Origin of the sequence: Ruegeria sp. (assembly GCF_028066395.1) — a bacterium.
In the GTDB taxonomy this organism is placed as follows: domain Bacteria; phylum Pseudomonadota; class Alphaproteobacteria; order Rhodobacterales; family Rhodobacteraceae; genus Ruegeria.
This window is the reverse complement of record NZ_JALCBM010000042.1, coordinates 15,137-42,054: the sequence shown is the minus strand read 5'-3', so window position 1 is coordinate 42,054 and position 26,918 is coordinate 15,137. Positions and strand designations below refer to the sequence as shown.

At 58.1% G+C, this 26,918-nt stretch carries 17 protein-coding genes and 1 tRNA gene; 6 read left to right on the top strand and 12 right to left on the bottom strand.

What is annotated here, in order from left to right; genetic code table 11:
* Positions 1 to 12 precede the first annotated feature (12 nt).
* From MPJ51_RS13750 to MPJ51_RS13710, 9 genes are all read right to left on the bottom strand, one after another.
* Positions 13 to 384, bottom strand: coding sequence for an RNA 2'-phosphotransferase (locus MPJ51_RS13750; protein WP_298387760.1), 372 nt, complete (start codon positions 382 to 384; stop codon positions 13 to 15).
* Positions 385 to 495: 111 nt separating this feature from the next.
* Positions 496 to 1,152, bottom strand: a complete 657-nt coding sequence (locus MPJ51_RS13745; RefSeq protein WP_298387758.1) for a patatin-like phospholipase family protein — start codon at positions 1,150 to 1,152, stop codon at positions 496 to 498.
* On the bottom strand, positions 1,106 to 3,244 hold the full coding sequence (locus MPJ51_RS13740; RefSeq protein WP_298387756.1) for a polynucleotide kinase-phosphatase: 2,139 nt from the start codon (positions 3,242 to 3,244) through the stop codon (positions 1,106 to 1,108). The genes MPJ51_RS13745 and MPJ51_RS13740 overlap by 47 nt, the downstream gene beginning before the upstream one ends.
* The gene (locus tag MPJ51_RS13735; RefSeq protein WP_298387754.1) at positions 3,241 to 3,816 is read right to left on the bottom strand and encodes a hypothetical protein; all 576 of its coding nucleotides are present in this window, start codon (positions 3,814 to 3,816) and stop codon (positions 3,241 to 3,243) included. Before MPJ51_RS13735 ends, MPJ51_RS13740 begins: the two co-directional genes overlap by 4 nt.
* Positions 3,817 to 4,623 (bottom strand): nucleotidyltransferase domain-containing protein, encoded by an 807-nt coding sequence (locus tag MPJ51_RS13730; protein ID WP_298387752.1) that lies wholly within the window; start codon positions 4,621 to 4,623, stop codon positions 3,817 to 3,819.
* Positions 4,620 to 6,017 carry a 3' terminal RNA ribose 2'-O-methyltransferase Hen1 gene (locus MPJ51_RS13725; protein WP_298387750.1) on the bottom strand — a complete coding sequence of 466 codons (1,398 nt, stop codon included), beginning with the start codon at positions 6,015 to 6,017 and terminating at the stop codon, positions 4,620 to 4,622. Before MPJ51_RS13725 ends, MPJ51_RS13730 begins: the two co-directional genes overlap by 4 nt.
* 133 nt (positions 6,018 to 6,150) lie before the next feature.
* The gene (locus MPJ51_RS13720; RefSeq protein ID WP_298387747.1) at positions 6,151 to 7,566 is read right to left on the bottom strand and encodes an RtcB family protein; all 1,416 of its coding nucleotides are present in this window, start codon (positions 7,564 to 7,566) and stop codon (positions 6,151 to 6,153) included.
* Between the two features lie 256 nt (positions 7,567 to 7,822).
* Positions 7,823 to 7,897, bottom strand: a tRNA-Asn gene (locus tag MPJ51_RS13715).
* An 801-nt stretch (positions 7,898 to 8,698) separates the two neighbouring features.
* Positions 8,699 to 10,255, bottom strand: a complete 1,557-nt coding sequence (locus MPJ51_RS13710; protein ID WP_298387746.1) for an RNA-binding protein — start codon at positions 10,253 to 10,255, stop codon at positions 8,699 to 8,701.
* Between the two features lie 173 nt (positions 10,256 to 10,428).
* Between MPJ51_RS13710 and rtcR the strand changes: the two genes are divergently transcribed.
* From rtcR to MPJ51_RS13680, 6 genes are all read left to right on the top strand, one after another.
* The gene (rtcR, locus tag MPJ51_RS13705; protein WP_298387743.1) at positions 10,429 to 11,991 is read left to right on the top strand and encodes an RNA repair transcriptional activator RtcR; all 1,563 of its coding nucleotides are present in this window, start codon (positions 10,429 to 10,431) and stop codon (positions 11,989 to 11,991) included.
* A gap of 652 nt (positions 11,992 to 12,643) precedes the next feature.
* Positions 12,644 to 16,357 carry a DUF4132 domain-containing protein gene (locus MPJ51_RS13700; protein WP_298387742.1) on the top strand — a complete coding sequence of 1,238 codons (3,714 nt, stop codon included), beginning with the start codon at positions 12,644 to 12,646 and terminating at the stop codon, positions 16,355 to 16,357.
* Positions 16,348 to 17,442 (top strand): AAA family ATPase, encoded by a 1,095-nt coding sequence (locus MPJ51_RS13695; protein ID WP_298387740.1) that lies wholly within the window; start codon positions 16,348 to 16,350, stop codon positions 17,440 to 17,442. Before MPJ51_RS13700 ends, MPJ51_RS13695 begins: the two co-directional genes overlap by 10 nt.
* Positions 17,443 to 17,463: 21 nt before the next feature.
* Positions 17,464 to 19,869 carry a DUF5682 family protein gene (locus MPJ51_RS13690; RefSeq protein WP_298387763.1) on the top strand — a complete coding sequence of 802 codons (2,406 nt, stop codon included), beginning with the start codon at positions 17,464 to 17,466 and terminating at the stop codon, positions 19,867 to 19,869.
* On the top strand, positions 19,866 to 20,993 hold the full coding sequence (locus tag MPJ51_RS13685; protein WP_298387737.1) for a VWA domain-containing protein: 1,128 nt from the start codon (positions 19,866 to 19,868) through the stop codon (positions 20,991 to 20,993). The genes MPJ51_RS13690 and MPJ51_RS13685 overlap by 4 nt, the downstream gene beginning before the upstream one ends.
* Positions 20,990 to 22,966: a hypothetical protein gene (locus tag MPJ51_RS13680; RefSeq protein WP_298387734.1), complete on the top strand. Its 1,977-nt coding sequence runs from the start codon at positions 20,990 to 20,992 to the stop codon at positions 22,964 to 22,966. The genes MPJ51_RS13685 and MPJ51_RS13680 overlap by 4 nt, the downstream gene beginning before the upstream one ends.
* A 395-nt stretch (positions 22,967 to 23,361) precedes the next feature.
* Here the strand turns inward: MPJ51_RS13680 and MPJ51_RS13675 are convergent, their stop codons facing one another.
* The 3 genes from MPJ51_RS13675 to MPJ51_RS13665 are packed head-to-tail and all read right to left on the bottom strand — an operon-like array spanning position 23,362 to position 26,379.
* A complete protein-coding gene (locus tag MPJ51_RS13675; protein ID WP_298387732.1) occupies positions 23,362 to 24,606 on the bottom strand; it encodes an AAA family ATPase in 1,245 nt (414 codons plus the stop codon).
* Between the two features lies 1 nt (position 24,607).
* The gene (gene prfH, locus MPJ51_RS13670) at positions 24,608 to 25,249 is read right to left on the bottom strand and encodes a peptide chain release factor H (protein WP_298387729.1); all 642 of its coding nucleotides are present in this window, start codon (positions 25,247 to 25,249) and stop codon (positions 24,608 to 24,610) included.
* Positions 25,246 to 26,379 carry an RNA ligase RtcB family protein gene (locus MPJ51_RS13665; protein ID WP_298387726.1) on the bottom strand — a complete coding sequence of 378 codons (1,134 nt, stop codon included), beginning with the start codon at positions 26,377 to 26,379 and terminating at the stop codon, positions 25,246 to 25,248. The genes prfH and MPJ51_RS13665 overlap by 4 nt, the downstream gene beginning before the upstream one ends.
* Positions 26,380 to 26,918: the final 539 nt, after the last annotated feature.

The window sequence follows — 26,918 nt, the reverse complement described above, 5'->3', positions numbered from 1 at the left end:
ATACCTCGAAAATCATATCGCCGATCCTACCGACGCCAGTCGGTAGTGGTTCAGTCCGTCGGAAAATATCGCATCTAAATTTGCGCTGGCGGTGCCGTGATACAATTCGTCTGGTGGACGTTGAGTTTTCAGATCTAGATCCACATCAATTGAGTGCCCCTGAGCTGCCCTGATCCTTTTGCCATCGTCAGACAGAGTGAAGCGTTTCTTGTCGTTGTTCTCGATCAACTCAAGGAGTTCATCCCTGCTTAGTTTGCGGTTGGCTTTTTTCAGTTTCCGCAGCAGGTCATCAACACGACACCATCCATGCTTATCAAGCTGAAGCCCGATTTCTTCAGGTTTGTGCCGGAGCACTAAGCTCAAGAATTTGCTTTCTCTACTCATACCCACCCCGCAGGAACGCGTTTTGTCCTTGACTATCACGAATACAGCGTTAAAAAAAAACTAGCCAGCGTTACTTCCGTGTTAACATCATTGACGGCCCGAAACCGCCATTCACACGTATCGTAGACACGTCTGCTTACCCAATATTTGCGCCGACGTCGGTCTCGTACCTACAAAGTGTGATGATGTGCTTTCATCATTTTGCAGAAACATCTCAGATATTCTGTGACCCGATGCTTCTGCCAGTGATCGTGCGACCGGAGGCATCTCCGTCAATGCCCGTCCAACGTCATCCATGCTGATCCGGCTTGCCACCTCCGGGGCATCGAGACGGATCATGTTAGATCGCCCGACCAACAGCCCTGCCTGACCCAGGGCATTATGAGATTGAGCCCGCATGGCCGAGGAGACGAAGAGACCGGCCCAGACCAGCCGCCCACCAATGCGGTGCCACCAGCGCATCCGGTAGCTCTCCTGACCGCACCCAAGGCTCAGAAGCCTGATCTGGGTGCGATCTAGATCGTAGCAGGTCATCGCGTCTACCGCCCCGATCATGGCTGGATTGTTAGCCCAGATACCGCCGTCGGCGAATACGTAGCCATTCCTTTTCACTGCGGCGAAGATTGTGGGTGCTGCCGCAGTGGACAGCCCGACATCTACAAGTCGCTCATACTGGTCTTTTTTGTAGTCCGGGTGGTGCGGCGTCTTGAACACATAAGGTTCACCATACCGACCGTCGAACGACGGAATGCAGGTGGGGATCCGCATGAACCTTGCCTGCGCTCGCCAGGATGTGGAACGGCGCTATGCGATAGTCTTCAATACTGTCCGCTGCCCAGCAGTACCCGTCGATTGTCTGTCCCATGAGTTCCGCGTTGGAAAACTGGGTTTCTGCACGCGCGCTCAACGCATCCAGCCCATCGATTTCCCCAGCTTTGGAAATTGCCTTCAGCAATGCCGAAGCAGACGATTTTGCCGCCGTCACCGTTGGCAGGTATTGCCGTTTGAGCAAATCCTGCGCCTTGGCAGACCAAGGCATAAGTTCAGCGTCAAGAAGCACCCAGTCGGTCTGAAGCTCCTCCCACAGACCCGCCGATTGCATTGCTTTTCCAATTCGCGCAACAACTGCGGCTTCTTCCGACTCGTCCTTGAAGAAGGGTCGTCCGGTCCGTGTATAGATTACGCCTGCTTTGCCGTCTTCCACGCCAAATCGGGCCTTTGCGGCGTCCGCATCCTTGGCGACCACCAACAAGGCACGCGATCCCATGTGTTTTTCTTCGACAACTAGGTCGGTCACACCGCGGCTAGCGAAATGGTCCATCGCCTGATTGGGATGTTCCAGAAACGGGCCTTCTGGTGCCGTTGGGCACGCGGCCATCGTGGGCGGCAGATAGATCAGCCACCTGGGATCAACGGCAAAACGGCTCATGACCTCCAGCGCGGCAAGACTGTTTTCTTCGGGAATTTGCAAGGTGGATTTGAACCGGGTTTCGATCCGCATCTTGGTTGCATAATCGTCGAAATAAAGCAGACGGTCATGATCTTGTTGTGCGGACAGGGGTTGGTCAGCATCCAAAGGTTTTGCGGGGATCGCGTATTGCGTTTTTGCCGGAACGGAAACCGTTTCCCGCTCGGGCCACCGCAATGCCGTAAGCTTGCCGCCAAAGACGCACCCTGTGTCGATACACATGGTGTGTTTCAGCCATTCGGCCTCGGCCATTGGCGTATGGCCAAAAACGACATCTGCCTTGCCAAGGTAATCGCGCGCCCATTCCAAACGCACGGGCAGGCCGAACTCATCAACCTCGCCAGTTGTCTCGCCGAACATTGCGAAATTACGCACATGACCAGATCCGCGCCCGTGCATTTCTTCTTTTAGGCCGGCGTGGGCAATGACCAGCTTGCCATCGGCCAACCAGGCATGAGAGCGCAAATCCCAAATGAAGTCCGAGACCCGTTTGCGGAAGGCCTCCGAAGTTTTTTCAAGCTCAGAAACGGTCAGATCCAACCCATGCGCCTGCGTCACATTCCCGCCCTTCAGCCATTTGTTCAGCTTGAAGTCGTGGTTGCCAATCACACAGCGGCCAGAGCCTTCATCGCACATACCCATGACAAGGCGCAAAGCATCCAGATTACGCGGACCCCGGTCCGTGATATCGCCGACAAAGAACGCTGTACGGCCTTCCGGATGACGGGCGCGGATCAGGTCCTCGGCACCGGTTTCGAACGGGTCCATCACGTATCCGAGGTTTCCAAGCAATTCGGTCAATTCATCAAAGCAGCCGTGAATGTCACCGATGATATCAAAGGGACCATGATCAGTGCGGTTGTCCGTCCATAGGGGTTCGCGCATAATCTCCAGCGCATCCACTTCCTCGGGGGACTTCATGATCTGAACTTGACGAAAGCCCTCTTTCTGCAACCCGCGCACGCCTCGTCTGAGTGACTTCGCATGATTGCGTGCCACGTGTTCCCCAAAGTCGCGGTTAGGGCGGTTCTGATTGCGTTCATGGCAAATTTTAGGGTCGATATCGAGCACAAGCGCCACCGGAAGCGCATGATATTTACGCGCCAGTTGCACGAGCTTTGCCCGATCCTCACGTTTCACTGAAGTGGCGTCAATCACGGTCATCAAGCGACGTTTTAGTCGAATGGACGTCGTGTAGTTGAGCAGGTCAAAAGCATCGGCAGTTGCAGCAAGATCGGTTTCATCGTCCGAAACAATCGCCCGGCAGGCATCAGAAGACACAATCTCTGTCTCCAGAAAGTGCTTGCGCGCAAAGCTAGATTTGCCCGAACCGGTGGGACCGATAAGGACGACTAGCGCGAAGTCGGGAATGGAAATTGTGTGACTTGTCATGATTCCCACTTTTTCAGCTCTGCCGCAGCTGCTGCTAGTACGGGAACTTCCCCCACCAACTCAGTTGAATAGCCATATGAAATCGCTTCAAAAACAGAGTCATGAAAGGCAATTGCGAAGTGGCGATATCCTTCAAACATGCTGTCAGAATGATATTGATGAATTCGATTTGCTCGACAAAACCGGCTCAATACCTTTGAACCAACAACCTCTTTTGCGGTGTATGGATAGAGGCCCAAACGGCAAAGTGGATGCGCGCCAATCGCTTCTTCGTTGGGTGGCCCCAGCCGATGCCAGAGGACGCGGTTGAAACGAATGACTGCCACAGGCTCACCTTCGCTAGCAGCATCAACCAGCCTAACAGTAGTACCGTCCCAGTCTGGATCAAACGTCTGGAGACAATAGAACAGGCTCACATTACGTTCGTTGGCCACCACAAACGGTATAGGTGCGCCGCCTGCCATTGGTGGAATCCCGTCCATGTCCAGGAGGTGTTCGGTCAAGTCCTCTGCTATAGTACTATCTGCATATTTCGACCGTTGTTTTCTGAATAAATTTCGCCAGATAGTCATTTACAAGTCTCTCTTCACGATCGTCCGTAATAATTCGTCGCCTTCATCCATCAAGTCTGGCCGTTCTTCCTGTTTTGCCACGACTTCAGCCCAAGCAATATGATCGTGAATGAAAGCATCAATCATCGGAATACGAGCACCACGCCCTATTTCCTTGGCAGCAGATTTCAGGGCCAATAGCCCTTCGATATGTTCGATGAGTTCTCGACACAGAGACTGTCCCTCAACAAGTGCCTGTATGTTCATCGGTGGTTGGACTGACGGGTTTTGCCTGATCCAAGAAATCGCTAGGGCGGGCCGCAGGATGTAGAAGTATTTCTTCAATGACACATCCGGGCTGTCCCCGACATGCTTGTCCCACTGTTTTACCGCCAGGTTGCGATAGTGGTGCAGGCAGGATTCCCCAAAGGTCGTCTTGTTCGCAAAACGGATCAGACGGTCGCAGACCGCATCATTCCAGCGATACCGGATCGGGCTCGAAAGCCATTCCAGCATCACCGGGTTGGGTTTGATCAATAGTCCAAGCGCTTTGCGAATATCCCAGCCATTGATGTCCCAGTCGCCTTCGATGGGCAGTTCTATGACATCACGACCGGGCTCAATGCTGAGATACCAGTCAGGTTGGCGGGCATAGATGAACCGCACATCGTAATCGCTGTCGGGCGACGGAAATCCCCAGGCACGGCTGCCGCTTTCGATGGCAAAGAGGATACGCACACAATGATCGGCCTCCAAGGCAGTTAGCTTGGATTGAATGATCGCTTCGATATCCGGCGCTACGGATGGGACAAAAACAGGCAGGTTCATGTGGCACCCTCCTGTTTGAACACAGCCATCTGCGATGGGCCGCCATGGGTGTCGTCAACCGGCCCCAAAGGCGTGAAACTGACGCTGTACCCATGTTCTTCAGCCACCTTATTGGCCCAGCTTTCGAATTCCGCTCGGGTCCATTCGAACCGGTGATCCGGATGGCGCAGTTTGCCGTCCTTCAGACCGTCGAACAGCACATTATATTCGCGGTTGGGTGTCGTCATCACCACCAAACGTGGGCGGGCATCGGCAAAGAGCGACAGAACCAGCGCCGACAAGCGGTGTGGTTCGATATGTTCGATCACCTCGACCAGTGTTGCGGCATCAAAGCCCTGCCAGCGCCTGTCCCCATAAGTCAGGCTGCCCATTTGCAGCGATACACGCTCGGCCATGGCGTCTCCGGCCTGATTGAGCCGCAGCTTGCGATGCGCCGCCTCTAAGGTTCTTACTGACGCATCGACGCCGACAATGCGCGCCAGACTACGTTCCTTGATGAGGCGCGTCATTAGTTTGCCTTCGCCGCATCCCAGATCGAGAACCGAAGCGACATTGTTCTGCCTGAGCACCTCTGCCACCGCATCCAATCGCAAGGCATGCAAGCGCAACGGCTTTTCAAGCTGCTCTTCAGGCTTGATCTTCGGAGCTTCCTCCGGCTCTTCGTCCTGAGGTGCCGTCTCTTCGAGGCGGGCAAGGGCCATGTTCATCAATGACCGGCGATGTTTCAAGGCGCGACGTGTGATGAGTTCCTTATCGGGATGCTCGGACAACCATCCCTCGCCTTTCGCCAGAAGCTTGTCGATCTCTTCTTCGCTGACATAGTAATGCTTGAAGTTATCCAGGACAGGCACCAGTACATAAAGATGTTTGAGAATGTCCGCGAGGCGCAGTGTTGCGGACAGACGCAGATCGACAACTTGCTCTTCGCCAATCTCGGACGGAGTGAGAATGGTATAACCCAATGGCTCGAACAGACGTTTGACCAGATCCAGATCACCTGACAAAGCAACAGGCACGACACGGATTTCAAATGGCAGCGCACGGTCTGCCAGAGCCTGCCGGTCCTTCGACTTCCCGGCCATTGTCTGGGCAAAGGTCCGTCCCATCGCAACCGACAGAAATGAGCTTGTCACAAAGGGGCGATCGTTCACGTATTGCGCCAACAGGCCATCGCTGTGTTGGTTTTTTCCGCGCACCAGACCGACGGGATCGACATCAAGGTGCATCACAGCTGTTGTGCGCTCCTTAGATTTTTCAGGATAGAAAATCGTGACCTCACCGGCCGACGTATCTCGCTTATGCAAGTGGTCAGGATGCTTGTGCAGCAAGAATCCAAGATCACTCGCAGCGTAGTCAGCATTATCGGGTGCGGTCAGGGCGATTTCTATCTGCATAATGTGATCAATCAAGAACGTTTTGAAATTTAAGGCATAAATGCCGATTTGGGCGGATACAAGGCGGCTGCGTTCGATGCGTGATCAAACTGTTGGCCAACGCCCATGAATGGGTTGCAAAGGGCGCCGGTGATTACCGGCGGCCTTTCTTCTTGTTCTTCCAGAACGGCGGCACGTCGCCTGCCATGATGCAGCCGTAAGGGTCGATATAGTCTTCGATTTCGGCCAGATCGTAGGATTTGATCTGGGCAACCACATTGTCGGCGTTCTTATAGCTCGACGGCAGTTCCGAGGCGTCCACGCCCCCGGCATGGAACCGGATATCCAAACCCTCGGTTTCAGCCTTCAGCATCTGCTCAGGCGTGACCGATCCCATCCGGCGTTTATGCTCGGACCGTGAGAAGTTGCGCCCTGCACCGTGCGGGCTGAACCCCAGACCGTGACCTGCGTCCTTGCCGCGCACAACCAGCACGGGTTCGGACATGTTCAGTGGAATAAGCGTCAAACCTGTCGCATCCGTGGCGTATCCATCCCAGGCAGGGGTCGCGCCCTTGCCATGGTAATAGATATCACCCCGTTTGAAGACGAAGTTGTGCTCATTCCAGAACCGTTCGCCCACATCAGCCACCCGCGCGGCCTCGACCGTGGCTTGGTGGATGGCGTTGTGGTTGGCCTTGGTCCATTTGCGGATCAGTTGCAGCGCCTCCCAATAGTCACGACCTTCCTCGGTATCTGCCGGGATCCATGCGTTCTGCTTGGCGGTCTGCGGCGACAGTTCTTTGCGGAACTTCTCGGCCACATGCATCCCATGCTTATACAGAACCGCCCCTGGTCCGCGCGACCCGTGGTGGGTCACGATGGCCGTGCGACCGGTTTTGCGCGAGCGCCCGACAAACAGGAAGTGGTTCCCGTCCCCTTGTGTGCCCATATGCTCCTGCGCCATGCGCAGGGATTTCGGGTTGTCCAGAAACGGATTTTCCCGGAACGCATCCAGCAGTTTCAACGAGGTGGTGAACCGCTTACCCTGAGGTCGACCGCCGGGCCCGAAATGCGTGACCGACTGGGCCGCATCCAGTACAGCCTTGGGATCGGCATTGCCCAGATCGGTGATCATGACCGAACAGCAGATGTCAGCCGAGTGCATCCCTGGATGGATCGCATTACGCGCCGCTGCCACACCCCCAACCGGGATGGTGCCAACAGGCCCAGCCGGACAGGCATCGGGCATGATGGCCCCTGCCTCTATTGTCGGCGTGCGCATCAGAGCGGTCATGGTTTCGCGTACCTTGCCGACATTGTCTTCCTCGTCCGGATGATCCATGTCGATGTTTTCATGAAACGGCACGCCACCGGGCGCGCGCAGGTCCAGCGTCACCGGAGCGGGAGGAATCTCGCCCTCTAGTTCCTGCCGGATACGCACCAGACCGAACCCTTCGGTGCGCATCTCATTAGCACGCGCCAACAGCGCGGGGAATTGCTTGCCGGGGCGATGCCCCCATTCCTTCAGGTGTTCACCGGTAACCGGGTAGTTTGTGTTTTCGCTACTCATCTATCCATCTCACTCTAACATCGGTCACGGCGACAAGGGGTTGGTGAAACATTTTCAACTGCTCTATCCAACTGAGCTACATCGCGGAATGCGATGGCGGGGCTCGAACCCGCGACCAGGTGATTATGTAGTTCCACCGGCATTCGCCGTGATATTTCAGGTCCAGGGGACAAGAGATTCGTGAGAGGCCTTTCGGCGGTTCGTTTAAAGCGATGTACTCCCACGGGCATTCCCCCGGATACTTTCCTTTCATTTCTGGCTCGGCTGGTTGGGATCGAACCAACGACATCCTGATTAACAGTCAGGCGCTCTACCACTGAGCTACAGCCGAAAAATTTGGACCCCGGCGACAAGGGATGAAGAAACAGATGGGAGGCCCGCCCCGCATCCGAATGGGCGGATGCGTTTGCCATCTGGGCGCAGGCAAGGGGGGGAGTTGAACCCGCTCGACCTATCCCGGTTGGTGCCATGTAGTTCCTTCGGCATTCGCCGGGTTGTTTTGTCGGTCCTGACGACAAGAGGGTGTGAAACAATCCGCGCGTCTACCATTTCCGCCACATCGCTCCACCGTAGGGCGGCTGCGATGGTGGGATTCGAACCCACAATGTACGGGCACCTGAAGCTGTAGTTCCACAGGCATTCGTCAGGACCTATCCTTTCAATTCAGGTCAGGCGGACAAGAAGTGATGAGACTGCACCCTTTCACAGGTGCTCATCGGTAACAGCGAAGTAGTCCCATCGGCATTCCGCCTGATGTTATTTGGGGCCCGGCGACAAGGGGATGGTGAAACGAACCTGCTCTACCTGACTGAGCTACATCGCAACGCGATGACGGGATTCGAACCCGCGACACGGAGATTATGATCTGTAGTTCCACCGGCATTCGCCGAGATGTTTCACGTTTAAAACAGACATGGCGGTATAAGGTCCCGCCCGTGCCAGAGAGCGCCCGCAAGAGTGACGGAGTCGAACCGCCAAGTTCCTCTGATCGTGCCCCCGCCATGTCTGCTTTAAACGCGGTGTTCTTTCCTCGTTGTTTCGTTTCGGGTGGGTCAGGCGGACAAGTCTGATTGTGAGACGGAGACATTACCTGAAAATGTAGTCCCACAGGCATTCCGCCTGACCCTTTCTTTTACACGTCGATCTTCTCGATCTCGCCAACCCAGTGGTCCGGGCCGGTCTGACCGTTGGCAAACGCCGTGATCTGGTCAAAGACCGCATCCGAGAACCCGCCGACATTCAGCACGTCTTCACGTGTCTGCGCCTGCGTGGTCCCGTATGGGGCGATGTCGATGCAGACCAGTTTGGCCTTTGGGTTGCGACGCTTGATCGCCTCCCATTCCTTCAACATCGCGGTTCCCTGACCACCGTTGCGGGCATCGACCCACGACTGGTTATCAGACACGAACACCACCAGATCCGGGCTACGCCCACGATCGTTCAGCCATTTCAGCGGCGCGGAACAGTTTGTTCCACCACCAGCCAGAGCGGCCAGACGCTCGGCATTGGTCAGGATCGTGTCGCGCGGCTCCAGACGTACGTCACGCACGTCGAAGTCGAACGGCAGAACCTGACAACCACGGTTCACGCGCTGGAATGACGCGGCCACAAGGGCTGCTACATCCACGTGACGCACGGCCGAGGTGGCGCCTGGGCGATACCCGGTCACAGCCCAGGTCATGGACCCGGAGACGTCCGGACACACAACGACCTGACCCGCGATCTTCGGCACGTTCTGCACCGCAATTTCCATCGCATCATGCAGGGCGTCGACAATCTCGCGCGGCATCTCGCCCGACACGTTCTGCGCCGCAACCATCAACTGGTACGGAAACGCACGTGCCTTGGCGATAGCCTCGGGGTTGCGCAGCAATGCCGCCACGTGATCCACGTTCTTGGCCACGTCGAAAACACCGTGACGCTGAAACGTGTTCAGGTTCTGCCGCACCATCTGCCACGAACCCTTGCGCGCGATCCGCGCCCAGTGGGCCGAGGACAGCTCCAGCTGCGTCAGCATCTGGAACGGCACGTCAGGCACCGGACCTTGGCCAGTTTCCTTGAACGCCAGCCAGTCCTGCAGGGCCTGTGGCAGCCGTGCCAGATCGCACGGCCGCCCGACGATCCAGGCAAACAGCGCCTCCCGCTCGGCCGAGGCCGGTTTCGGGTGCACCATCTTGATCACATCAGCCAGCGACGGGTCATTGCCGATATTGGCATTCAGCAGCACCTGGTCGGACGCGGTGTTCAGCCAGTTCTGCACCATCGCTTTCGGCGCGGAACCCAGAGACTTACGACCAGTCTGGCCGGAACGGATAACCTGCACAAAGTTACGCAGCATTTTGCCGTTATCGACCACACGGCCAAAAGCCGCACGGAACAAGACCGGATCACGCCGGGCCAGAACAGCCAGCAACACGGCAGGCATATCCTTCATGTAGCCCGACCGGCGGGCATAGATGGCCGCCTGCGCCAGATAGCGCGGATCAACGGATTCGGCCACGTCCAGAACATATTCCAGTTCTTCCTGCGGCGACTGATAGAACATACCTCCGAAGGTCCCGGTCACGGCGACCTGCGCCAGGGCATGGGCATCGGAATAAGCGTAGGCCGGCGCGCCATGGGCGTTCTTTGCAGTTGCTTTCGGCAGCAACCGGCCTTTGATCGATGCAAACACGGATTTGTTCGCCATTTTTCTGTTCCTCATATTTGGTGAGGACGTTTTGGCATGATGTTCGGTTCACCCGAAAGAAAATCGAAGAATCAGGCAACCTATTGGCATTAAACCAATAATACAGAGTTTGAGTTTTCCTTTACGCATATATATTATCTGGGAATATCGTTACTTATAAATTTGGATATGCCATGAAGAATGTGGTCATCGGCTTTCTCGGAACCCAGTTGGATATGGGCAAGAAAAGGCGTTGGAAACCGACGCCCAGCCTTGTCAGCCACGATCATTTCAAGGTGGATCGGCTCGAAATTCTTTATGACATGCGGTTCAATCGTCTGGCCAAGCAGGTTCAGCGCGAGATTGAAGAAGCATCACCAGATACAGAGGTATTGCTCCAACAGCTTGACCTGAATGACCCATGGGACTTTCAGGAGGTCTATGGCAAGCTGTTCGATTTCGCACGGTCCTATGGGTTTGACGATGAACGCGAACGGTACCATGTGCATCTGACAACCGGGACACATGTGGCCCAGATCTGCTGGTTCCTGCTAACGGAAAGCCGCCATATACCGGCGCGTCTGATCCAAACCGGTCCGCCAGGGCCGGAAGAGGAAACACCAAAGTTCGATGTCATCGACCTGGACCTGAGCCGATACAACGCGCTTCAGCAGCGTTTCGATCAATTGTCGAGAGAACACAGCGACCAACTGAAAGGCGGGATCGAGACGCGCAACCCGGTCTACAACGACCTGATTGACCGGGTTGAGCTGGTCGCCAGTAGTTCCGACGAGCCAATCCTTCTACTCGGAGAAACCGGCACCGGAAAGACAGAGCTTGCCGAGCGCATTCACGGCCTCAAGCTTGATCGGCGCCGCGTCAAAGGCCGTCTGGTCCATGTGAACTGCGCGACATTGAACGGGCCAGATGCCATGGCGACGTTGTTTGGCCAGCGTCGGTCTTTTCATGGCGCTGCGGGGACCGAGCGAAGCGGCTTGCTGCGCGAGGCAGATGGCGGTGTCCTGTTTCTGGACGATGTGGACGAGTTGAACCTCAACATGCAGTCGGTTCTTCTGCACGCTATCGAGACCGGGCAGTTCTACCCGCTGGGATCGGACCACGAAATCTCAAGCCGGTTTCACCTGATCGCCGGTGCCAACCGCGATCTGCGCAGCTTGACGGCGTCAGGGCAGTTTCGCCCCGACCTTTTGGCCCGATTGAACACTTGGAGTTTCACCTTGCCCGCGCTGCGCAATCGCAGTGAGGATATAGAGGCAAATCTGTTGCATGAACTGGATCGCTGCGAAAGGGATTTAGGCACCCATGTCGGATTCAACTCGGATGCCCGCGCGCAATATCTGGATTTTGCCAAAGACCCGGGCACCCATTGGCCGGGAAACTTCCGTGACTTCTCGGGCTCGATCCGAAGGTTGTGCACGCTTGCACCACGTGGTCGGATTACGCGGGCGATGGTCTCGGCCGAAATCGAGACGCTTCAGGCGGATTGGAAGTCTGCTCAGTCGAATGACGATTTCAAGCTGGTTGCAGATGTGATGGGTGACGCCGTGTCTGATGTGGACCCGTTTGACCTCGTTCAATTAGCCGAAGTGATCCGGGTCTGTCGCCGTTCCTCTAGCCTAAGCGCTGCCGGGCGCGCCTTGTTTGCCGTATCGCGCAGCAAGCGCAAGACCCAGAACGACGCAGACAGGTTGCGGAAGTATCTGGGGAAATTCGAGCTGGAATGGGGGGCAATTTAGCCAAACGGACGCGAGATTTTCGGACGCCCATGCTTGCTCATTTGGCTGCAATGTCTTGCAAATGCCTTATTGGCCCCGACGCCTGCGCAGCAGTATAGGCGTCGGGGCTATTGGCCAAAAGCCAACCCTGTATTTGGGCGGGGCTGTGTTTTTGATCTCCCAATCGCTGGTCGAACGCCCCGGCCAAATCGCGCTCACCGGTGAAGAAACGTTCAAACAGTCGGCGGGCCGTGATACAATTCGTCTGGTGGACGTGGAGTTTTCAGGTCTAGATCCACATCGATTGAGTGTCACTGAGTTGCGCTTCTCCTCTGGCCATCGTCAGACAGAGTGAAGTGTTTCTTGTCGTTGTTCTCGATCAGCTCAAGGAGTTCATCCCGGCTTAGTTTGCGGTTGGCTTTTTTCAATTTCCGCGGCAGGTCATCAACGCGACACCATCCATGCTGACCCTCCTAATTGTATTGAAGTCAACTTTAGGCGGTAAAAGACGGTATCTACTAAATAGACGGATCTTCTAAAGCGCTCAGGTTTCACCAATTGCTTTTCAAAGTTCCTCGGTGAGACTCTCAATTCAGTCCCAGAATATTCTTGGGTTGTGTCTTTCGTTGCGCTATCGATTCAAGAGCTAGTTAGTCGTTTTCGAGGAAGAGCAGTGCGCGAAATTATCTCCAGCCTTTTGAAAATCCCGAAAATTTCCAACGCCATTTCCAAAGATCTACAACGCTTGCACGCGGTCGAACGCGGCTTGGGTGACAAGGCCGTGGCCTATGTTACGAAGGATAAAGATGGCAGTGTTCTATCAACACTCGCCAATGTCGACGCCTCAAAAATCCTTGGACTCGACTGCAACTATTCCGACGAACCGGGCGACAAGGCGCGCAGACTTTTCCTGGCCCGGCACGCACAGGACTCCGTAGTTCTGGCCCGTTATGGCGAGGTACTGGCAGCGGCAATGGGCGGCGAGAAGGATTATCTGGCCGGGTCAAAACATGTCCCTCTGCCCCTTCGCATCCTTTTTACCAAAGCCGGAATGGGGCTGGTGAAATCCACCAATTCCTGGCCTCGGCAAGTTGTCGATGCCAAGTCCTGTGTGCTGACTCCCAACTTCTGCGTTGAAATCTGCAAGGTTGGCGGCGGCAGTGCCGAAGACCTTTTTGACATTCTCTACAATGATGACGGACGCTGGCAGACCAGCGATGACATCCGCCGTCTAATCGAAATCTTCGACTTCGCCCCGCTGGCGCAAAGCCACAAGACGGCGTTGCTGGCCGCAGGTCGCCGCATGGGTGCGGGTGGCAAGGTCAACCTGATCACGCAGATGCGCAAATGGCAGATGTTCGATGATCCGGATGCACGTGCCTATCTGGTGGATATGAGCGCCGACAGCGCAAAATCCGTGCGCCACGAGGCGGTGCAAGCGATGATGACCCTACCCGAAGAACAGATACTTCCTATCGCCAAAGACAAGCTTGATACTGGCACCGCCACCATCCGCTCCGCCATGGTGGATCTGCTGGCTGGGATGCGGTCATCGGACGGGTTTGACCTGCTGCGCGACCATCTCTCATCTGAGAAAACCGCCCGAATTAAGGCCGCCATCGAAAGCGCCCTGACCGTCGAAGAGGTCTCCCAAGCGGTTGAGGAAGAGGAGAGCGACGACACCTCCTATCTGGCGCTCGATGGACGCCGGGTCGACATCCCATCCCGGATCCCCCTATCGACCGACCCACAGTTCAAATTTGGTGCGGAGGACGAAAAGAAACTGGCCGAAATCATCGCGAAAGAAAACGCAGAGATCGACCGCCGCAACGAGGCGCGCAAAGGCAAATACAACTTTGTTGAGCCACGTCTGAAACCCGCCATGGCTGGACAGATCATCAAACTATTCAATAACCCCACTGCGGATCTGGAACAAAAGGGCCACACCACGATGTGGCAATTCCTGAACTTCACCGCGCGGGATAAATGGACGCTCGACGCTCTGTCGCGAATGTCCCCTGATCGTGCGCTACGGTTTTTCACCGCCTCGGAACGGGATTTCTATGCTGCTTTCCATCTGAACGAATGGGGCGCGGTACAGGCCAGGTTGGTGCGATATGTAAACAGCGACGGCGCAGATTACCGCAATCTTGAAGCGCTGAATGTGGAAATGGGCCAGATCCAGTCCGGCTCGTGGAATAATCGCAAAGTCCGCAAGGCGGTGTCCGGCGATCTGATCCGGGGTGAGCTGGGGCGCGAATGGGGTAATTACGATATAATGGATCTCAATCGCGATGCGCTTTGGCCGCTGCTGGCGGAGAGTTTCGATGTGTTTGACGAAGCATTTGGCTTACGGGCAGCCGGCGAACCCGCGCCGCGCAAGCTGCGGGCGATCCAATTCCTGCGGCTTCTTCCCAAAACCCCACAACGCTATTACGGCCCACTGCTTGAAGTCGCCACCGGAACCACCAAATCCGGCCGGGCCGAGGCCCGCGCGATGCTAGAAGGCGCGCCCGGATTGGAAGAACGCGCCATAGCGCTATTGCAAGACACGCGGCAGGATGTGCGCGCAGGAGCCGCTGAATGGCTAGCCGATCTGGGCGTTGCGGATGCGATAAAACCGCTTAAGGCACGCCTCAAGAAGGAAAAATCCGATCTGGCCAAGGCGGCGATCCTCACGGCGCTGTCGCGTCTGGGGGTGGAGCTGTCTGACTATGTCGGCCCCAAGGCGCTGATGGCTGAGGCGGAGGTGATCCTGAAAAAGGCCAAATTCGACAAGCTCGACTGGCTGGTCGGCGACCACATGCCCGCACTGAAATACAAGGGCGGGCAGAAGGTACCGCCAGAGGTGATCAAATCGTGGATCTTCCTTGCAAACAAGCTCAAACAACCGGGGGGCAATACGCTTTTCGACATTTATCTGGCGCAGCTGGCGCCGGACAGCGCCAAGACCCTATCCACCTGGATTTTCGACGCCTGGGTCGACTATGACACGGTGCGCCCCGGTGACGATGAAGCCAACGCCCATGCAGAGAAATACGCCGATCAGAATTGGAAAGCCTATCTGCGGTGGGACAAAACCTATACCCGTGAACGGGCCTATCGTGATCTGTATAATGGAATCAAAAGTCAGTATCTAAACTCTGGCGCGGCCACCAAGGGCGTGTTGGCGCTGGGGAAACATGTGGACCCGGCCCATGCTGCGGCCATGGTGCGCAATTACCTGAAACAGCACGGATCACGCACCTCGCAGGCGTCATCGCTTCTTGAACTATTGGCTGCGAAGGGCGACCCGTTTTCGCTGCAAATCGTGATCTCCGCCGCCACGCGATTAAAGCAAAAAGGTGTGCAGGCCCATGCCGGCAAGCTGATCGAAGCGGTGGCCGAGGCACGCGACTGGTCGATGGATGAACTAGCGGACCGCACCATTCCCACCGCTGGGCTGAATGATGAGGGCGTGCTGGAGCTGCCAATCGGGGAAGAGGAAAAACCCTATTCCGCCCGGATGGATGATGACTTCAAGCTGGTGGTGCTGAATCCGGATGGCAAACAGATCAAAGGTCTTCCGGCTGGGGACGATGACAATACCAAGGCCAGCAAGAAGCAGCTGTCCGCCTCGAAACGCGAGCTGAAACAGGTGATCACCCTGCAAGGGGAACGGCTTTACGAAGCGCTTTGTGCGGAACGGCGCTGGCCGGCGGCCGACTGGATGCGCGATTTCCGCGATCACCCGCTGATGGGGCGGCTGACCGAACGGGTGATCTGGCTGGGCGAAGATGCCGATGGCAAGATCGTCACCGCCTTCCGCCCCACCGCCGAGGGGGACTATGTGGATGCCGAGGATAATGAGGTAACGCCCGACAGTTTCGCTACCATCCGCCTCGCCCATGGCGCGCTTTTGCCCGATGATGATACCAAGGCCTGGGGCACCCATCTGGGCGATTACGAGGTCAAACCGCTCTTCGCCCAATTCGGTCGCCCACTTCTGGCGCTGGAGGGCGAGATGGGCAAAGAGATCCGGATCGACGACCGCAAAGGCTGGATCACCGACACATTTACCTTCCGCGGCGCCAGCACCAAGCTGGGCTATGAACGCGGCGAGGCGTTGGATGGCGGCTATTTCAACGAATATATCAAGACCTTCCGCAGCGCCGGGCTGTGTGCGGTGATCGAGTTCTCGGGTAATTGCCTACCCGAAGAAAACGTCGCCGCTGCGCAGATCCATTTGGAGTTTGCCAAGCTGCATGGCGCAGGGCGGCGCGGCCGCGCCGTGCCCCTGTCTGAAGTGCCGCCGGTGCTTTTGTCGGAATGTTGGAACGATTACCGGGACATGGTTGCCAAAGGCAGCTTTGATCCCGATTGGGAAAAGAAAATGCCATGGATGTAACCGCTGACACCTCCCAGAAACAGCCCGCCGAATTGCGATATGAGGCAGAGCTTGCCCGTCTGCGCGAAGGGGATCAGGATCCCAAACCGGCGGGCTGGGCGCTCTCGCCTCGTGCGGTGCGGCGGTTCATCCTTGGCGACAAGGCGCTGGAGGTCGGCCGCAAGTTCTACGGGGACGACCCGTTGGTGGATCGCTGCATCGTTGCCCTGATGGGTCATCAGGGGCTGATGCTGGTGGGCGAACCGGGCACCGCCAAATCGCTGCTGTCCGAACTGCTCGCCGCTGCGATCAGCGGCAATTCGCGGCTGGTCGTGCAAGGCAGCGCCGGGGTGATCGAAGATCACCTGCGCTATGGCTGGAACTATGCGCTGCTGCTGGCCGAAGGGCCAAGTGAACGCGCGCTGATCCCCTCGCCCGTGTTGACCGCCATGCAGGGCGGCCAGATCGCCCGGATTGAGGAACTGACCCGCTGTGCACCCGAGGTTCAGGACGCGATGATCTCGCTCCTCTCGGAAAAGACCGTGGCGATGCCCGAACTTGGCGCGGGGCGCGAAGTGCGGGCCGAACGCGGCTTCAACGTGATCGCCACCGCCAACCTGCGCGACCTTGGCGTGAATGAAATGTCCAGCGCGCTCAAACGCCGGTTCAACTTTGAAACCGTGGCACCGATTGCTGATGCCGCCTTTGAAAAAGAACTGATTGCGCGACAGGTGGGCGAGCGGATGGCGGAGTATGACCTGAAGGCTGATCTGCCCGAAGATGTGCTCGACGTGGTGGTCTCAGTTTTTCGTGACCTGCGCACCGGGCGGGCCGAAGACGGCGCGGTGGTGGCGCAGCCCAAATCCGTCATGTCGACGGCAGAGGCGGTGAATGTGGCCCATGGGGCGCTGCTGGACGCGAGCTACCTGTCAGGGGACGCCCCCACCGGCGCCCATGTGGCGCGGCAATTGCGGGGTGTGGTGTTCAAGGATGACGCCGACGACGCCCGCAAACTGCGCGCCTATGTCGATACGATCGCCCGCGCGCGAGGCCGCAAAAGCCGCGCCTGGGCGGCGTTTCACAAGGCGGCCAAGGATGATGACTGACGGCAGGCGCGCGGTGTGATCATGCGGGATGAGGCGCTGATCCATCAGGTGCATGACCGGTTGTTCCAGCCGGAAACGGGGCTGTATCTAGCCCCAATTCGCCACCATTCACCCGCCTGCGCGTGGGCAGTTCGGGCAATGATCCGCGAGTTGAAACCTTCGCGTGTGCTGATCGAAGCCCCCCATAACCTTTCCCATCTGATCCCGCACCTTCTGGATCCCGACACCATGCCACCCGTGGCCGCGGCCAGTCTGCTGGATCAAAAAAACGGCCCGCGTCTGGCCGCCTATTATCCGTTCTGCACTCACTCCCCCGAATGGGTGGCCCTGCAAGAGGGGGCGGCGGTGGGCGCGGATCTGCGGTTCATCGACCTCGGGTCTGACGCCAGGATGGCTGAGGATGGTGATGACCAGACCAGACCCCGTGCGCTGATACGCGAACAGGGGTTTGACAGCGGCGATTACGTGCGCGCGCTTTGTGACCGGCTGGGCTGCCGTGATGGGTATGAACTTTGGGACCACCTGTTTGAAACCCGACTGGGTGAGGCGGATTGGCGCAAGTTTCTACGTGATGTCGGGGCCTATTGCGCCGCGCTGCGCGCCGCCACACCCGAAGACGAGATCGCCAGCGGCGAAGACCCGGCGCGTGAGGCCCATATGGCCGCCTGCCTGCGCGATGCTCTGGCCGACGGGTTAGCAGACGGCCCCGTGGTCTGCGTGATCGGAGGGTTTCATGCAGGTCCGTTGCTGTCGCCGTCCGACACAGCAGGAAAAACCAAAGCGGGCGGCAAATCCGACGCAGCGTCCTACCTAATTCGCTATGGGTATAAAGAGCTGGACGCGTTGATGGGATATGGCGCAGGCCTGCCACAGCCCGCCTATTATCAGGCGCTTTGGGGTCATGCCGAGGCCAGCAGCGCGCCCCCCAACTGGCCCCGACTTGCCCATGACATCGTCGCGGAATTTGCGTCCGAGATGCGTGATGCAGGCCATGGCATTTCAGTCCCCGCGCAGGTCGAACTTTTGCGCAGCGCCGAAACCCTAGCTCAGCTGCGGGGCCGCCCCGGCGCGCTGCGGCATGATCTGTTTGACGGGCTGACGTCCTCGCTTCTGAAAGGCGAAGCCAGCGGCGCGGATGTCTGGCGCGAACGCTTCACCCTGTTTCTGCGCGGTCACGCCTTGGGTGAGGTCAGTGACGCCGCAGGCCAGCCGCCAATTGTGGCTGATGCCCGCGTCCGCGCCCGGCGTCACCGCTTTGATGTGTCAGACGGGCAACGACGCGAGCGCAGCCTGGACATTCGTCGCAAACCCGCCCATCTGGCCGCATCCCGTTTTGCCCATGCAATGACGCTTCTGGACACAGGGTTTGCCACGCGTCAAGGCGGCCCAGATTTCCTGAATGTGGTGCAGACGGGGCTGTTGTTTGAGCATTGGGATTATGCCTGGTCTCCCCGCGTTGAAGGGCAGCTGATCGAGGCGGCCATCCACGGCGACACCCTGCCCGCCGCCTGTCTGGGTAAGCTCTTTGCCACCCGCGCTGCGCTGGCCGATGAAGGACGGGCCGACGACCTTGGCATCCTGATCTCCCTGTTCAAAAAGGGGCTTCTGGCTGGATTGGGCACGGATCTGGATGGCTTCCTGGTGGAAATCTCCGGCGCGATCACCCGTTCCGCAGACTTCCCCGATACGGCGCGGGCGATGGTGGCGCTGCACGCGATTGAAACCTCACGCGGACCACTGTCGCTACCCGACGGGCTGGAGATTACGCCCACGATGCAGCAGGCCTTTGCGCGCATGGTCTATCTGTGTGACGATCTGCCGAAGATGCGCGAAGAGGCGATACCGCCTTGTCTGGATGCGCTGCGGTTGCTGTCCGAAGTGATGCGCGGTCCGGGGGGCGACTACTTCGACGCCAAACTGTTCGAAGACGCTCTGGACCGGGTGGCCGAGGCGGACACTGCGCCCGAACTTCTGGGCGCGATCACCGCCATTGCCGTTGCAGGCGGGCGCAAGCCGGATCACAGCCTGCCCGATCTGATCACCGCGCAGCTGACCGGCAGCGCGCCCGACCTGCCCACCCGCCTTGCCGGGTTGCGGGGGGTTCTGGCGGTGGCGCCTTCGCTGCTCTGGACGGTTGACGGGATGCTTGATGCACTAGACGCGTTTCTGATCGAGTTGGAGGATGACGGGTTTCTAGAAGTTCTGCCATATCTGCGTTTGGCCTTGTCGGCCCTCTCGCCGCGCGAGGCCGATCAGGTGGCCGTAGCGCTGACCCGAAAGCATGGCGGAACGGTGGGCGAGTTCACCGCACATCATCACGACGTTGACGCCGTCGAGGCCGCGCAAGGAGCGCAGATGGATGCCACCCTGCGCGAGGTCCTGCGGGCTGATGGCTTGACCGATTGGATCACGGGGGGCACGGCATGAGCGCGCGCGATCCCGATCACGCCAAACGCCGCTGGCGCCTTGCCCTTGGCCGCTATGCCGAACGGCAGTTGGGCGGGCTGTCCGGGTCTGACGGGCGCGCTGACCGGGCGCTTGATTACCTGTATGGGCGTGAATATGAACAGCGTGGATTGCATCGCCCGTCTGGGCCGGGGTCACTTGACCCAACCCAGATGAAGGCGCTGGACTGGCTGGGAGAGGCGCGCAAGCTGTTCCCACAATCAGTGTTTGAGGTGATGCAGGATCATGCGCTGGATCGTTACGGGCTGTCTGATCTTCTGGATGATCCCAAAACACTGGACAGTCTGGAACCCAATCAGGACCTGCTGAAAACCCTGCTCAGCTTCCACGGGCGCGCCAAACCCGAGATGAAGGAAAAACTGCGGCAGGTGGCGGATGCGGTCATTCAAGACATCATGCGGCGGCTGAAATCCGATGTGCAGCGGGCGTTCTCCGGGCGGCGCAACCCGTTCAAGCGGTCCCATGTGGCGTCGGCGTCGAACTTCGACTGGCGCGGGACCTTGCGGCGCAACCTGAAGAATTATGACCCGAAAAGTGGCCGGATCATCGCCGATGATCTGCGTTTCATCGCGCGGGAACGGCGGCGATTGCCATGGTCGGTGGTGCTCTGCGTGGACCAGTCGGGGTCGATGACTGACAGCATCATCCACTCGGCCGTCATGGCGGCGATCCTATCGGGCCTGCCCGGCGTGAACGTGTCGATGGTCCTGTTTGACACCTCAATCCTTGATGTGACCGACCGGTTGACCGACCCGCTGGAGACGCTTTTGTCGGTGCAACTGGGCGGTGGTACCGACATTGGCCGCGCGGTGGAATACTGCGAACGCTTTGTGGACACGCCCGAGCGCACCGTCTTTGTGCTGATCTCGGATTTTGCCGAAGGAGCCAGCCCGCGCAGGCTCTATCGTGCGGTGGCGAAGATGAACGAAGCCAAAGTACGAATGATTGGTCTGTCAGCGCTGGATGATCTGGGGAATCCTTATATGGACAAGCAGATTGCCGGGCGACTGGCGGGGCTGGGCATGAAAATCGGCGCGATGACACCGGATCGCCTAGCGCTTTGGCTGGCCGAGGTGATGCGATGAGCCTGCGCAATTTGATTGCCTCTTTTGACGATGACGCGCTGGTGGCGCTTGCCAACAAAGGTTTGTTGCGCCGCGCGATTAAAGCGACCGTAGAGGCGGACGTTCTGCGGTATGACGAGGATGGAGCCGACCTCACTGTAAGCGGGCAGGCCGTTTGGATCCCGTCCGCCGGGCCGCAATCTGCCAGATGTGATTGCCCCGCGCCGGGCATTTGCAGCCACATTCTGACCGCGATGCTGGTGCTGCGAGAGTCCTCGGCGGACATGTCCGCGCCTTCCACGGATGACGCACCCGAAAGCGACGCCGCGCCGGAACAGCCCCCTGCCTCGTCGGCCATTGACGAGCTGGCAGGGTTGGCGGCAGAGGGTTTGCGCAAATTTGCGGGTGCGGATCATGACGGGGCGCAAGTTTTGGCTGGATCAGCCCAGATCGAGGCGCGCGGGCAAAATGCGCAGGTCTCCTTTGTCACGCCCGATGCTTCGGTGACATTTGTGGCGGGACAACCCCTGTCATCGGCGCTTTACAAGGGGCCGTCTACTCGGAAACGGTTGGTAGTGGCCGCTGGGGCGATTGCCATTCGAGACCACGCGGGCGTGGCACGGAACGTGGTCGAACCCCCAGCCATCAGCGCCAACACAACCGGCCCGGATGCGGCCATGCTGGTCGAGATTTCCACCACGATCGAAGCCGCCATTTCGCAGGTGTTTCATGGCTCTGCCCAATTGGCGCAGGAGCGTTTCCTCGATTTGGCGATCTCCGCCAGGGCGCAATCTGCCCCGCGCCTGACCGGGGAGCTTCTGACCCTGTCCACCCTATGCGGTTGGGCGGATGCAGGTGATATTCGCTTTGAAGGCGGGCGGTTTCTGGCGGCTTTGGCGCAGGCCTATGCGCTGGTCAAAGCACTGGCGCAGACCCCGGACGATCCCGCGCTTCTGGGTGTGGCGCGGCGCAGTTTTGCCCCGGTCCCAGCAATGGATCTTTGGGCTTTGGGCGCAAAAGGCTGGACCAGCCCCAATGGCGCACGCGGCCTGACGCTTTATCTGCTGAACCTCGAAACTGGAGTGTTTCACGCGGCAACAGTGGCGCGGGGCGCCGGGGTGGACGCCAATTTCACCCCAGTCCGTGCCTATGCCAGCCCTTTCTGGGGCATCCCTTCCGTGCCGGGTCTGACGGGCAATCTGGTCACACTGGATCAACCGCTTTTGTCGCCGGAGGGGCAGCTTTCGACGGCGGACAAGGTGACGGCCAAGGTCAACGGCGCCATTCCCCGTGCCCAATTGCAGGATCACGTGTGTTGTTTTCAACACTGGGATCAATTGCGCGAGATGCTGCGCAACGGGATTGGACAGGGATTGAAGCGGGGCGCGGCGCCACTGCCCGCACTGATCGCACCCACCCGCATTGAAGTGCCGTATTTCGACGACATTAGCCAGCGCTATCGCTGGCGAGTGCAGGATGCGGCGGGCGACATTTTTGAACTGTCGGCTCACCCGCAAGAGATGGACCACCTAACCCACCTGCATCTGCAATTCCCCGGCGCATCTGCTCTGCTGATCGTGACCTCGCTGGTCGGAGATGAACTGCAGCATGAGCCGGTGGCCCTGTTGCATCCCGAAGGTACGGGATCGACTGCCATTAATCTCGATTTCCACCCAGCACCCCAAGGCAGGATCCTGACACGGGCCAAGGGCGAACTTCTGCGCGGATGGAAGCGGTTACGGGGAACAGAAATCGCGACCCATGACAGCGGGTTTGCCGCTCGGGTGCTTAGCCACCTTGCCGAACAATGTCGGCATGTGCAGCCAGATCACCTGGCCCATCTGGCCGCCGGGGCCGAAGCGCGGCAGCTTCTGCTTCTGGCGGATGCGCTGGAGCGGGTACGTCAGAGCCCGCGTCCAGTCGACGTCCTTGCCGCTGCCTATCTGTGCCACGAGATAATCGTGCTGTCCGCGTTGAGGAGGCGAGTGATCTAACTCGGGGCCAAACCCCTAGCCGAACTTCTCAACCCTTTGTGGATGCTGCAGGCGAAAGCCCGCACTTCTGCCATTCGCTGCTGACGTAAAGCCTGTGGCAACCACGAAGTCTATTCTGCGGACAACACGGACCTCGGCTGCTTCAAAGCTGCTAACCCATGAATTTTTGTTGGTGTTCAAACACTGTCAGCCGGTGCTTGCCTGAAACAACCTAATCGAACAGAATTTGAGGCTGCGGTAAGCGCTACCGAGCGCGCCTTTTTTGCCGTATCGCGCAACAAGTGTAAGACCCAGAAACATGTTACTCGCTTGCGGAAGTATCTTGGCAAGTATGATTTAGAGTGGGGGTGCAATTTAGCCAAGCGGAAGCCAGATTTTCGGAAACCCATACTACCTTACTCAGCGGCGAGTTCTCGTATACGTCCTTCTAGCCCCGACGCCTGCGCAGCAGAATAAGCGTCGGTGCTGTAGGTCAAAAGCCAGCCCTGAATCTGGGCAGGGCTGTGTTGTTGATCTCCTAACCGCCGCTCGAATGCTTCGGCCAAATCGCGTTCACCGGGGAAAAAGCGCTCAAACAGTCGGCGGGCTGTTGCTGCACCCACCAGTCCAAGCTCGGTATGCACATCGGCGCGGCCCGGACGAATTAGGGCCGGGTCCAACCTTTCCTTGTGATTGGTCGTCATGACCAGCGCACGCCCTTCCTGAGCAGCCACGCCATCGATGGCATTGAGCAAGCCCGAGAAGCTGACACCTGAGCGTTTCTCGCCACCTTCGCGCTGCGTAAACACGGCGTCCACATCCTCGATTGCGATCAGCGATCCCTTGGGAGAACACATCATCGCTTCACGCAGATCATCATCCGTCAGCGTGACGCGCCCGATATCCAGTGACGCGATATCCAATGACAGGTCTGACGCCAGCGCGCGAATGAGGCTCGACTTGCCCGTGCCCGGAGGGCCGTAAAACAGATACCCCCTCCGCCAGGGAACACCACGTTCCGCGTACCAGTCGCTGGCTCCATAGAACCAACGCATGTCCTCCAGCACTTTCTCGATACGGTCGTCATCCACCAGTACCGTGTTGACGGAACGACGCGGGACATCGCCGACATGATCCCACCAGTCCCCTTTCAGAATATGGAGGCCAGGGCCAATGCGATCCTTGGTTTGGGAAAGCGCGCGTCCCTCAGCGATCCAGCCCAGAATTGTCTGCACTTGACCGAATAAGACTGTAATATTCAGCACCTCCATCGGCCGCTGATTGTGCGATGCACCCACTTTTGACTTTTCATTGATGTCGCGCTCCAGACGGCAAAGGTGGCCGCGCCAGAAAAACCAATGCCGTCCCGGACCTGGTGCATAGCCCTTTGTTCCCCGAGCCCATTTTCCATCCGTCATACGTACATGCCGCGAATGGGACAGAACATTGTTCTGTTCCATCCAGATACAGAAATGGCGGTAGGCGGCGCTCTGGTTGTCAAGTGTCAGGCTCACCCAAACGCGCCGCACAATCACGCGGTACAAGGCCATGAATGCGACGCGTAGAAAGGCTGCCGCGACCCCGAATGCCCCGAGCGCCAAGCCGCCCGCGAAAAAATCGCTGGTCAGGGCGCTGGTCAGGAATTGATCGAATGCTTCCATCTTAGCCCCCTTTCACTTCTCGAAAATCGCGGCCCTTGAAGCACCGCACCGGATTGCCACGCTCGAGCGCATGGTGCAGCGAGTTGCGGCTCGCCTTTTGTGCGGCTTCATCCGCAGCGGCTTGGGCGGCCATCAGATGCTGAAGGCGTTCCAGGGCCAGCGCCTTGTTGCGGTGTTGCGACCGTTCTTCGCGCGCCACCGCCGAAAGTCCGGTTGGCCTGTGCGTTGCCCGGACTGCGCTGTCGGTGGTGTTCTGGTGCTGCCCGCCGGGGCCGCCGGCTCGGAAAGTATCAAATGTGACATCAAGCGCGTGAATGCGTTCAGGTGTTTTTATCGGCGTAGGCAGGTCGAACACCCCAATGAACCAATTGGCCCGTTTATGCGTCGGACGCAGATTGCTTTGCGCCCGCCACTGGATCGTACCGCGCCAATTCTTGGCAAAGGCCTCCGCATCGGCGCCCCTGATCACAGCCACCGCAGATTTGAAACCATGTTTTGTACGCGCCCCATTGGCATCGAAATCGACCGCAAAGAATTCGGCCTCATTGCGCATCACATCCAGCACGCCTGCAACGGCTTGCTGGCACTCGGCAGGACCGCCGCCACTGGTGACTAGGAGTGAGATATGTCGGGATGCAGTCATGATCGCCTCCCGTCACGCGTTTTCTTGAAGGTCAGAAGCGGATGGAACTCCGCCACAGAATGCGCAGCACCCGTACGCTCCAGGTCTTCGGCGACGGACTTGGCCGATTTATAGGCCAAGGGCGCCTCTTCAATCAGAAGGTCGCGATCTTCGCACAGAATTCGGCCGCCGAAGGGAGTGCGTTGCATGGCCTCGATGTCAGATTTCTTGGCTCGTACTCGACCATGCATCGAGGATCGGTCGTAGCGTCGCCCGGCCCCATGAGCGAGGCTGTTTAGTGAGTCGTCATGACCGTTCGGAGCCATCAAATAGCTTGCACTAGCCCGCGATCCGGCAAGCGGAACAAGTCCCTGATCAGCGACTGCCGCACCTTTGCGGTGCAGCCAGCCATCGCCATGCCGCGCAAGTAAGTTATGCGGGGCATCGACCAACAGTGTCAGATCAGCCCGCAAAGCCTCCGCCGCGCGCTCAGCGATGATCTGGCGGTTCAGGCTGGCCCAGCGAACGGCCCGGTCATGATCCTGCAGGTAGGCCAACGCGTTGTCACTTTCGGGATCAAGGCCCGCGAAGGCACCATCCGGCACCGAACCAAGAACCGCATTGCCCAATCCGCGCGATCCGGAATGAACCAGCAGATACAGGCGTGATGCATCGAGGCGGATGACGGCATCCGCCTCGGCCAAAGTTTGCACTTCGCAGAAATGATTGCCGCCACCAACCGTACCGAGCGATGTGGCAAACAGATCGGTCGGCAGGCCAGCATCTTCCAATCGCCAGCGCTGATCTTCCGATGCAGGCTCTCCAAGAACACGCATCCGGCGCAGCGCTTTCTCCAGCTTCAGCTTTCGCACGGGCAGATCAAGCTGGAACAGAGACATGCCACAACCGATATCGTTACCGATCAGTTGCGGAAAAATACGGTCCGCCAGAACGGCACATCCAACCGGCCCGTATTTGCCCGGATGTAAATCGGGAAAGGCCGCGATTTTTTGCACGCCGGTCCAGCCGGCGATGTCTTCGAGTTGCGCTTCGGCCCGTCCTTCGATCCAGGCCGCAGATGTATAGAATTTCGTGATGGTGGCGTCACCGGACACAGCTGACGCACAACCATCCAAGACAGAATTGCCCATAAGATAGTACCCAATAAACGTATATAGATGCGCCAACTACGAGTTGGCGAACTGGATCAAACCTGATCTGATTTCAGCTTAGGTGTTGATCGGCCCCGAAAGGGCGAAATGACGAATAAGCATGTATGTCCCTTTCCTTGTTAGGGGTTACGATTTGGGTCTAGCGGACCAATTGGAGGCCTTCGACTAGTTGAGATTAACGTCTTAATCAAAAGGTTTGAACTCACCCCGATCATCATGTGACTAAACTGCAACGCATCTGTATCTCAAAAATCACTCCCGCTGGTGCGTTCTGTGGTCACGAAAAAACGATATCCTCCACAAGTATCAGGCGGATTTGATCCCGATGCGCTCGCCGCACTGAACCGGAAGCTTTCGGCGTGATCCCGGTTCCGGCAAGCACAAAGATCTGGCTGGCAGCCGGTGTAGACGAAACGCGCAAAGGGTTCGGCGGGCTGTCGGCGCTGGCCGACGCGATTGGCCAACATGTTCAGGCGGGTCGGCGAGCTCGCGGTCATACGTCATTTGCAAGTATTCCT

Excerpts from the sequence above, each read along its gene's own strand:
- MPJ51_RS13725 (WP_298387750.1), bottom strand. The coding sequence starts at position 6,017 with ATGCAGATAGAAATCGCCCTGACCGCACCCGATAATGCTGACTACGCT.
- MPJ51_RS13735 (WP_298387754.1), bottom strand. The coding sequence starts at position 3,816 with ATGACTATCTGGCGAAATTTATTCAGAAAACAACGGTCGAAATATGCA.
- MPJ51_RS13710 (WP_298387746.1), bottom strand. The coding sequence starts at position 10,255 with ATGGCGAACAAATCCGTGTTTGCATCGATCAAAGGCCGGTTGCTGCCG.
- MPJ51_RS13740 (WP_298387756.1), bottom strand. The coding sequence starts at position 3,244 with ATGACAAGTCACACAATTTCCATTCCCGACTTCGCGCTAGTCGTCCTT.
- MPJ51_RS13695 (WP_298387740.1), top strand. The coding sequence starts at position 16,348 with ATGGATGTAACCGCTGACACCTCCCAGAAACAGCCCGCCGAATTGCGA.
- MPJ51_RS13690 (WP_298387763.1), top strand. The coding sequence starts at position 17,464 with ATGCGGGATGAGGCGCTGATCCATCAGGTGCATGACCGGTTGTTCCAG.
- MPJ51_RS13720 (WP_298387747.1), bottom strand. The coding sequence starts at position 7,566 with ATGAGTAGCGAAAACACAAACTACCCGGTTACCGGTGAACACCTGAAG.
- MPJ51_RS13675 (WP_298387732.1), bottom strand. The coding sequence starts at position 24,606 with ATGGAAGCATTCGATCAATTCCTGACCAGCGCCCTGACCAGCGATTTT.
- rtcR (WP_298387743.1), top strand. The coding sequence starts at position 10,429 with ATGAAGAATGTGGTCATCGGCTTTCTCGGAACCCAGTTGGATATGGGC.
- prfH (WP_298387729.1), bottom strand. The coding sequence starts at position 25,249 with ATGACTGCATCCCGACATATCTCACTCCTAGTCACCAGTGGCGGCGGT.
- MPJ51_RS13730 (WP_298387752.1), bottom strand. The coding sequence starts at position 4,623 with ATGAACCTGCCTGTTTTTGTCCCATCCGTAGCGCCGGATATCGAAGCG.
- MPJ51_RS13665 (WP_298387726.1), bottom strand. The coding sequence starts at position 26,379 with ATGGGCAATTCTGTCTTGGATGGTTGTGCGTCAGCTGTGTCCGGTGAC.
- MPJ51_RS13745 (WP_298387758.1), bottom strand. The coding sequence starts at position 1,152 with ATGCGGATCCCCACCTGCATTCCGTCGTTCGACGGTCGGTATGGTGAA.
- MPJ51_RS13750 (WP_298387760.1), bottom strand. The coding sequence starts at position 384 with ATGAGTAGAGAAAGCAAATTCTTGAGCTTAGTGCTCCGGCACAAACCT.
- MPJ51_RS13680 (WP_298387734.1), top strand. The coding sequence starts at position 20,990 with ATGAGCCTGCGCAATTTGATTGCCTCTTTTGACGATGACGCGCTGGTG.
- MPJ51_RS13685 (WP_298387737.1), top strand. The coding sequence starts at position 19,866 with ATGAGCGCGCGCGATCCCGATCACGCCAAACGCCGCTGGCGCCTTGCC.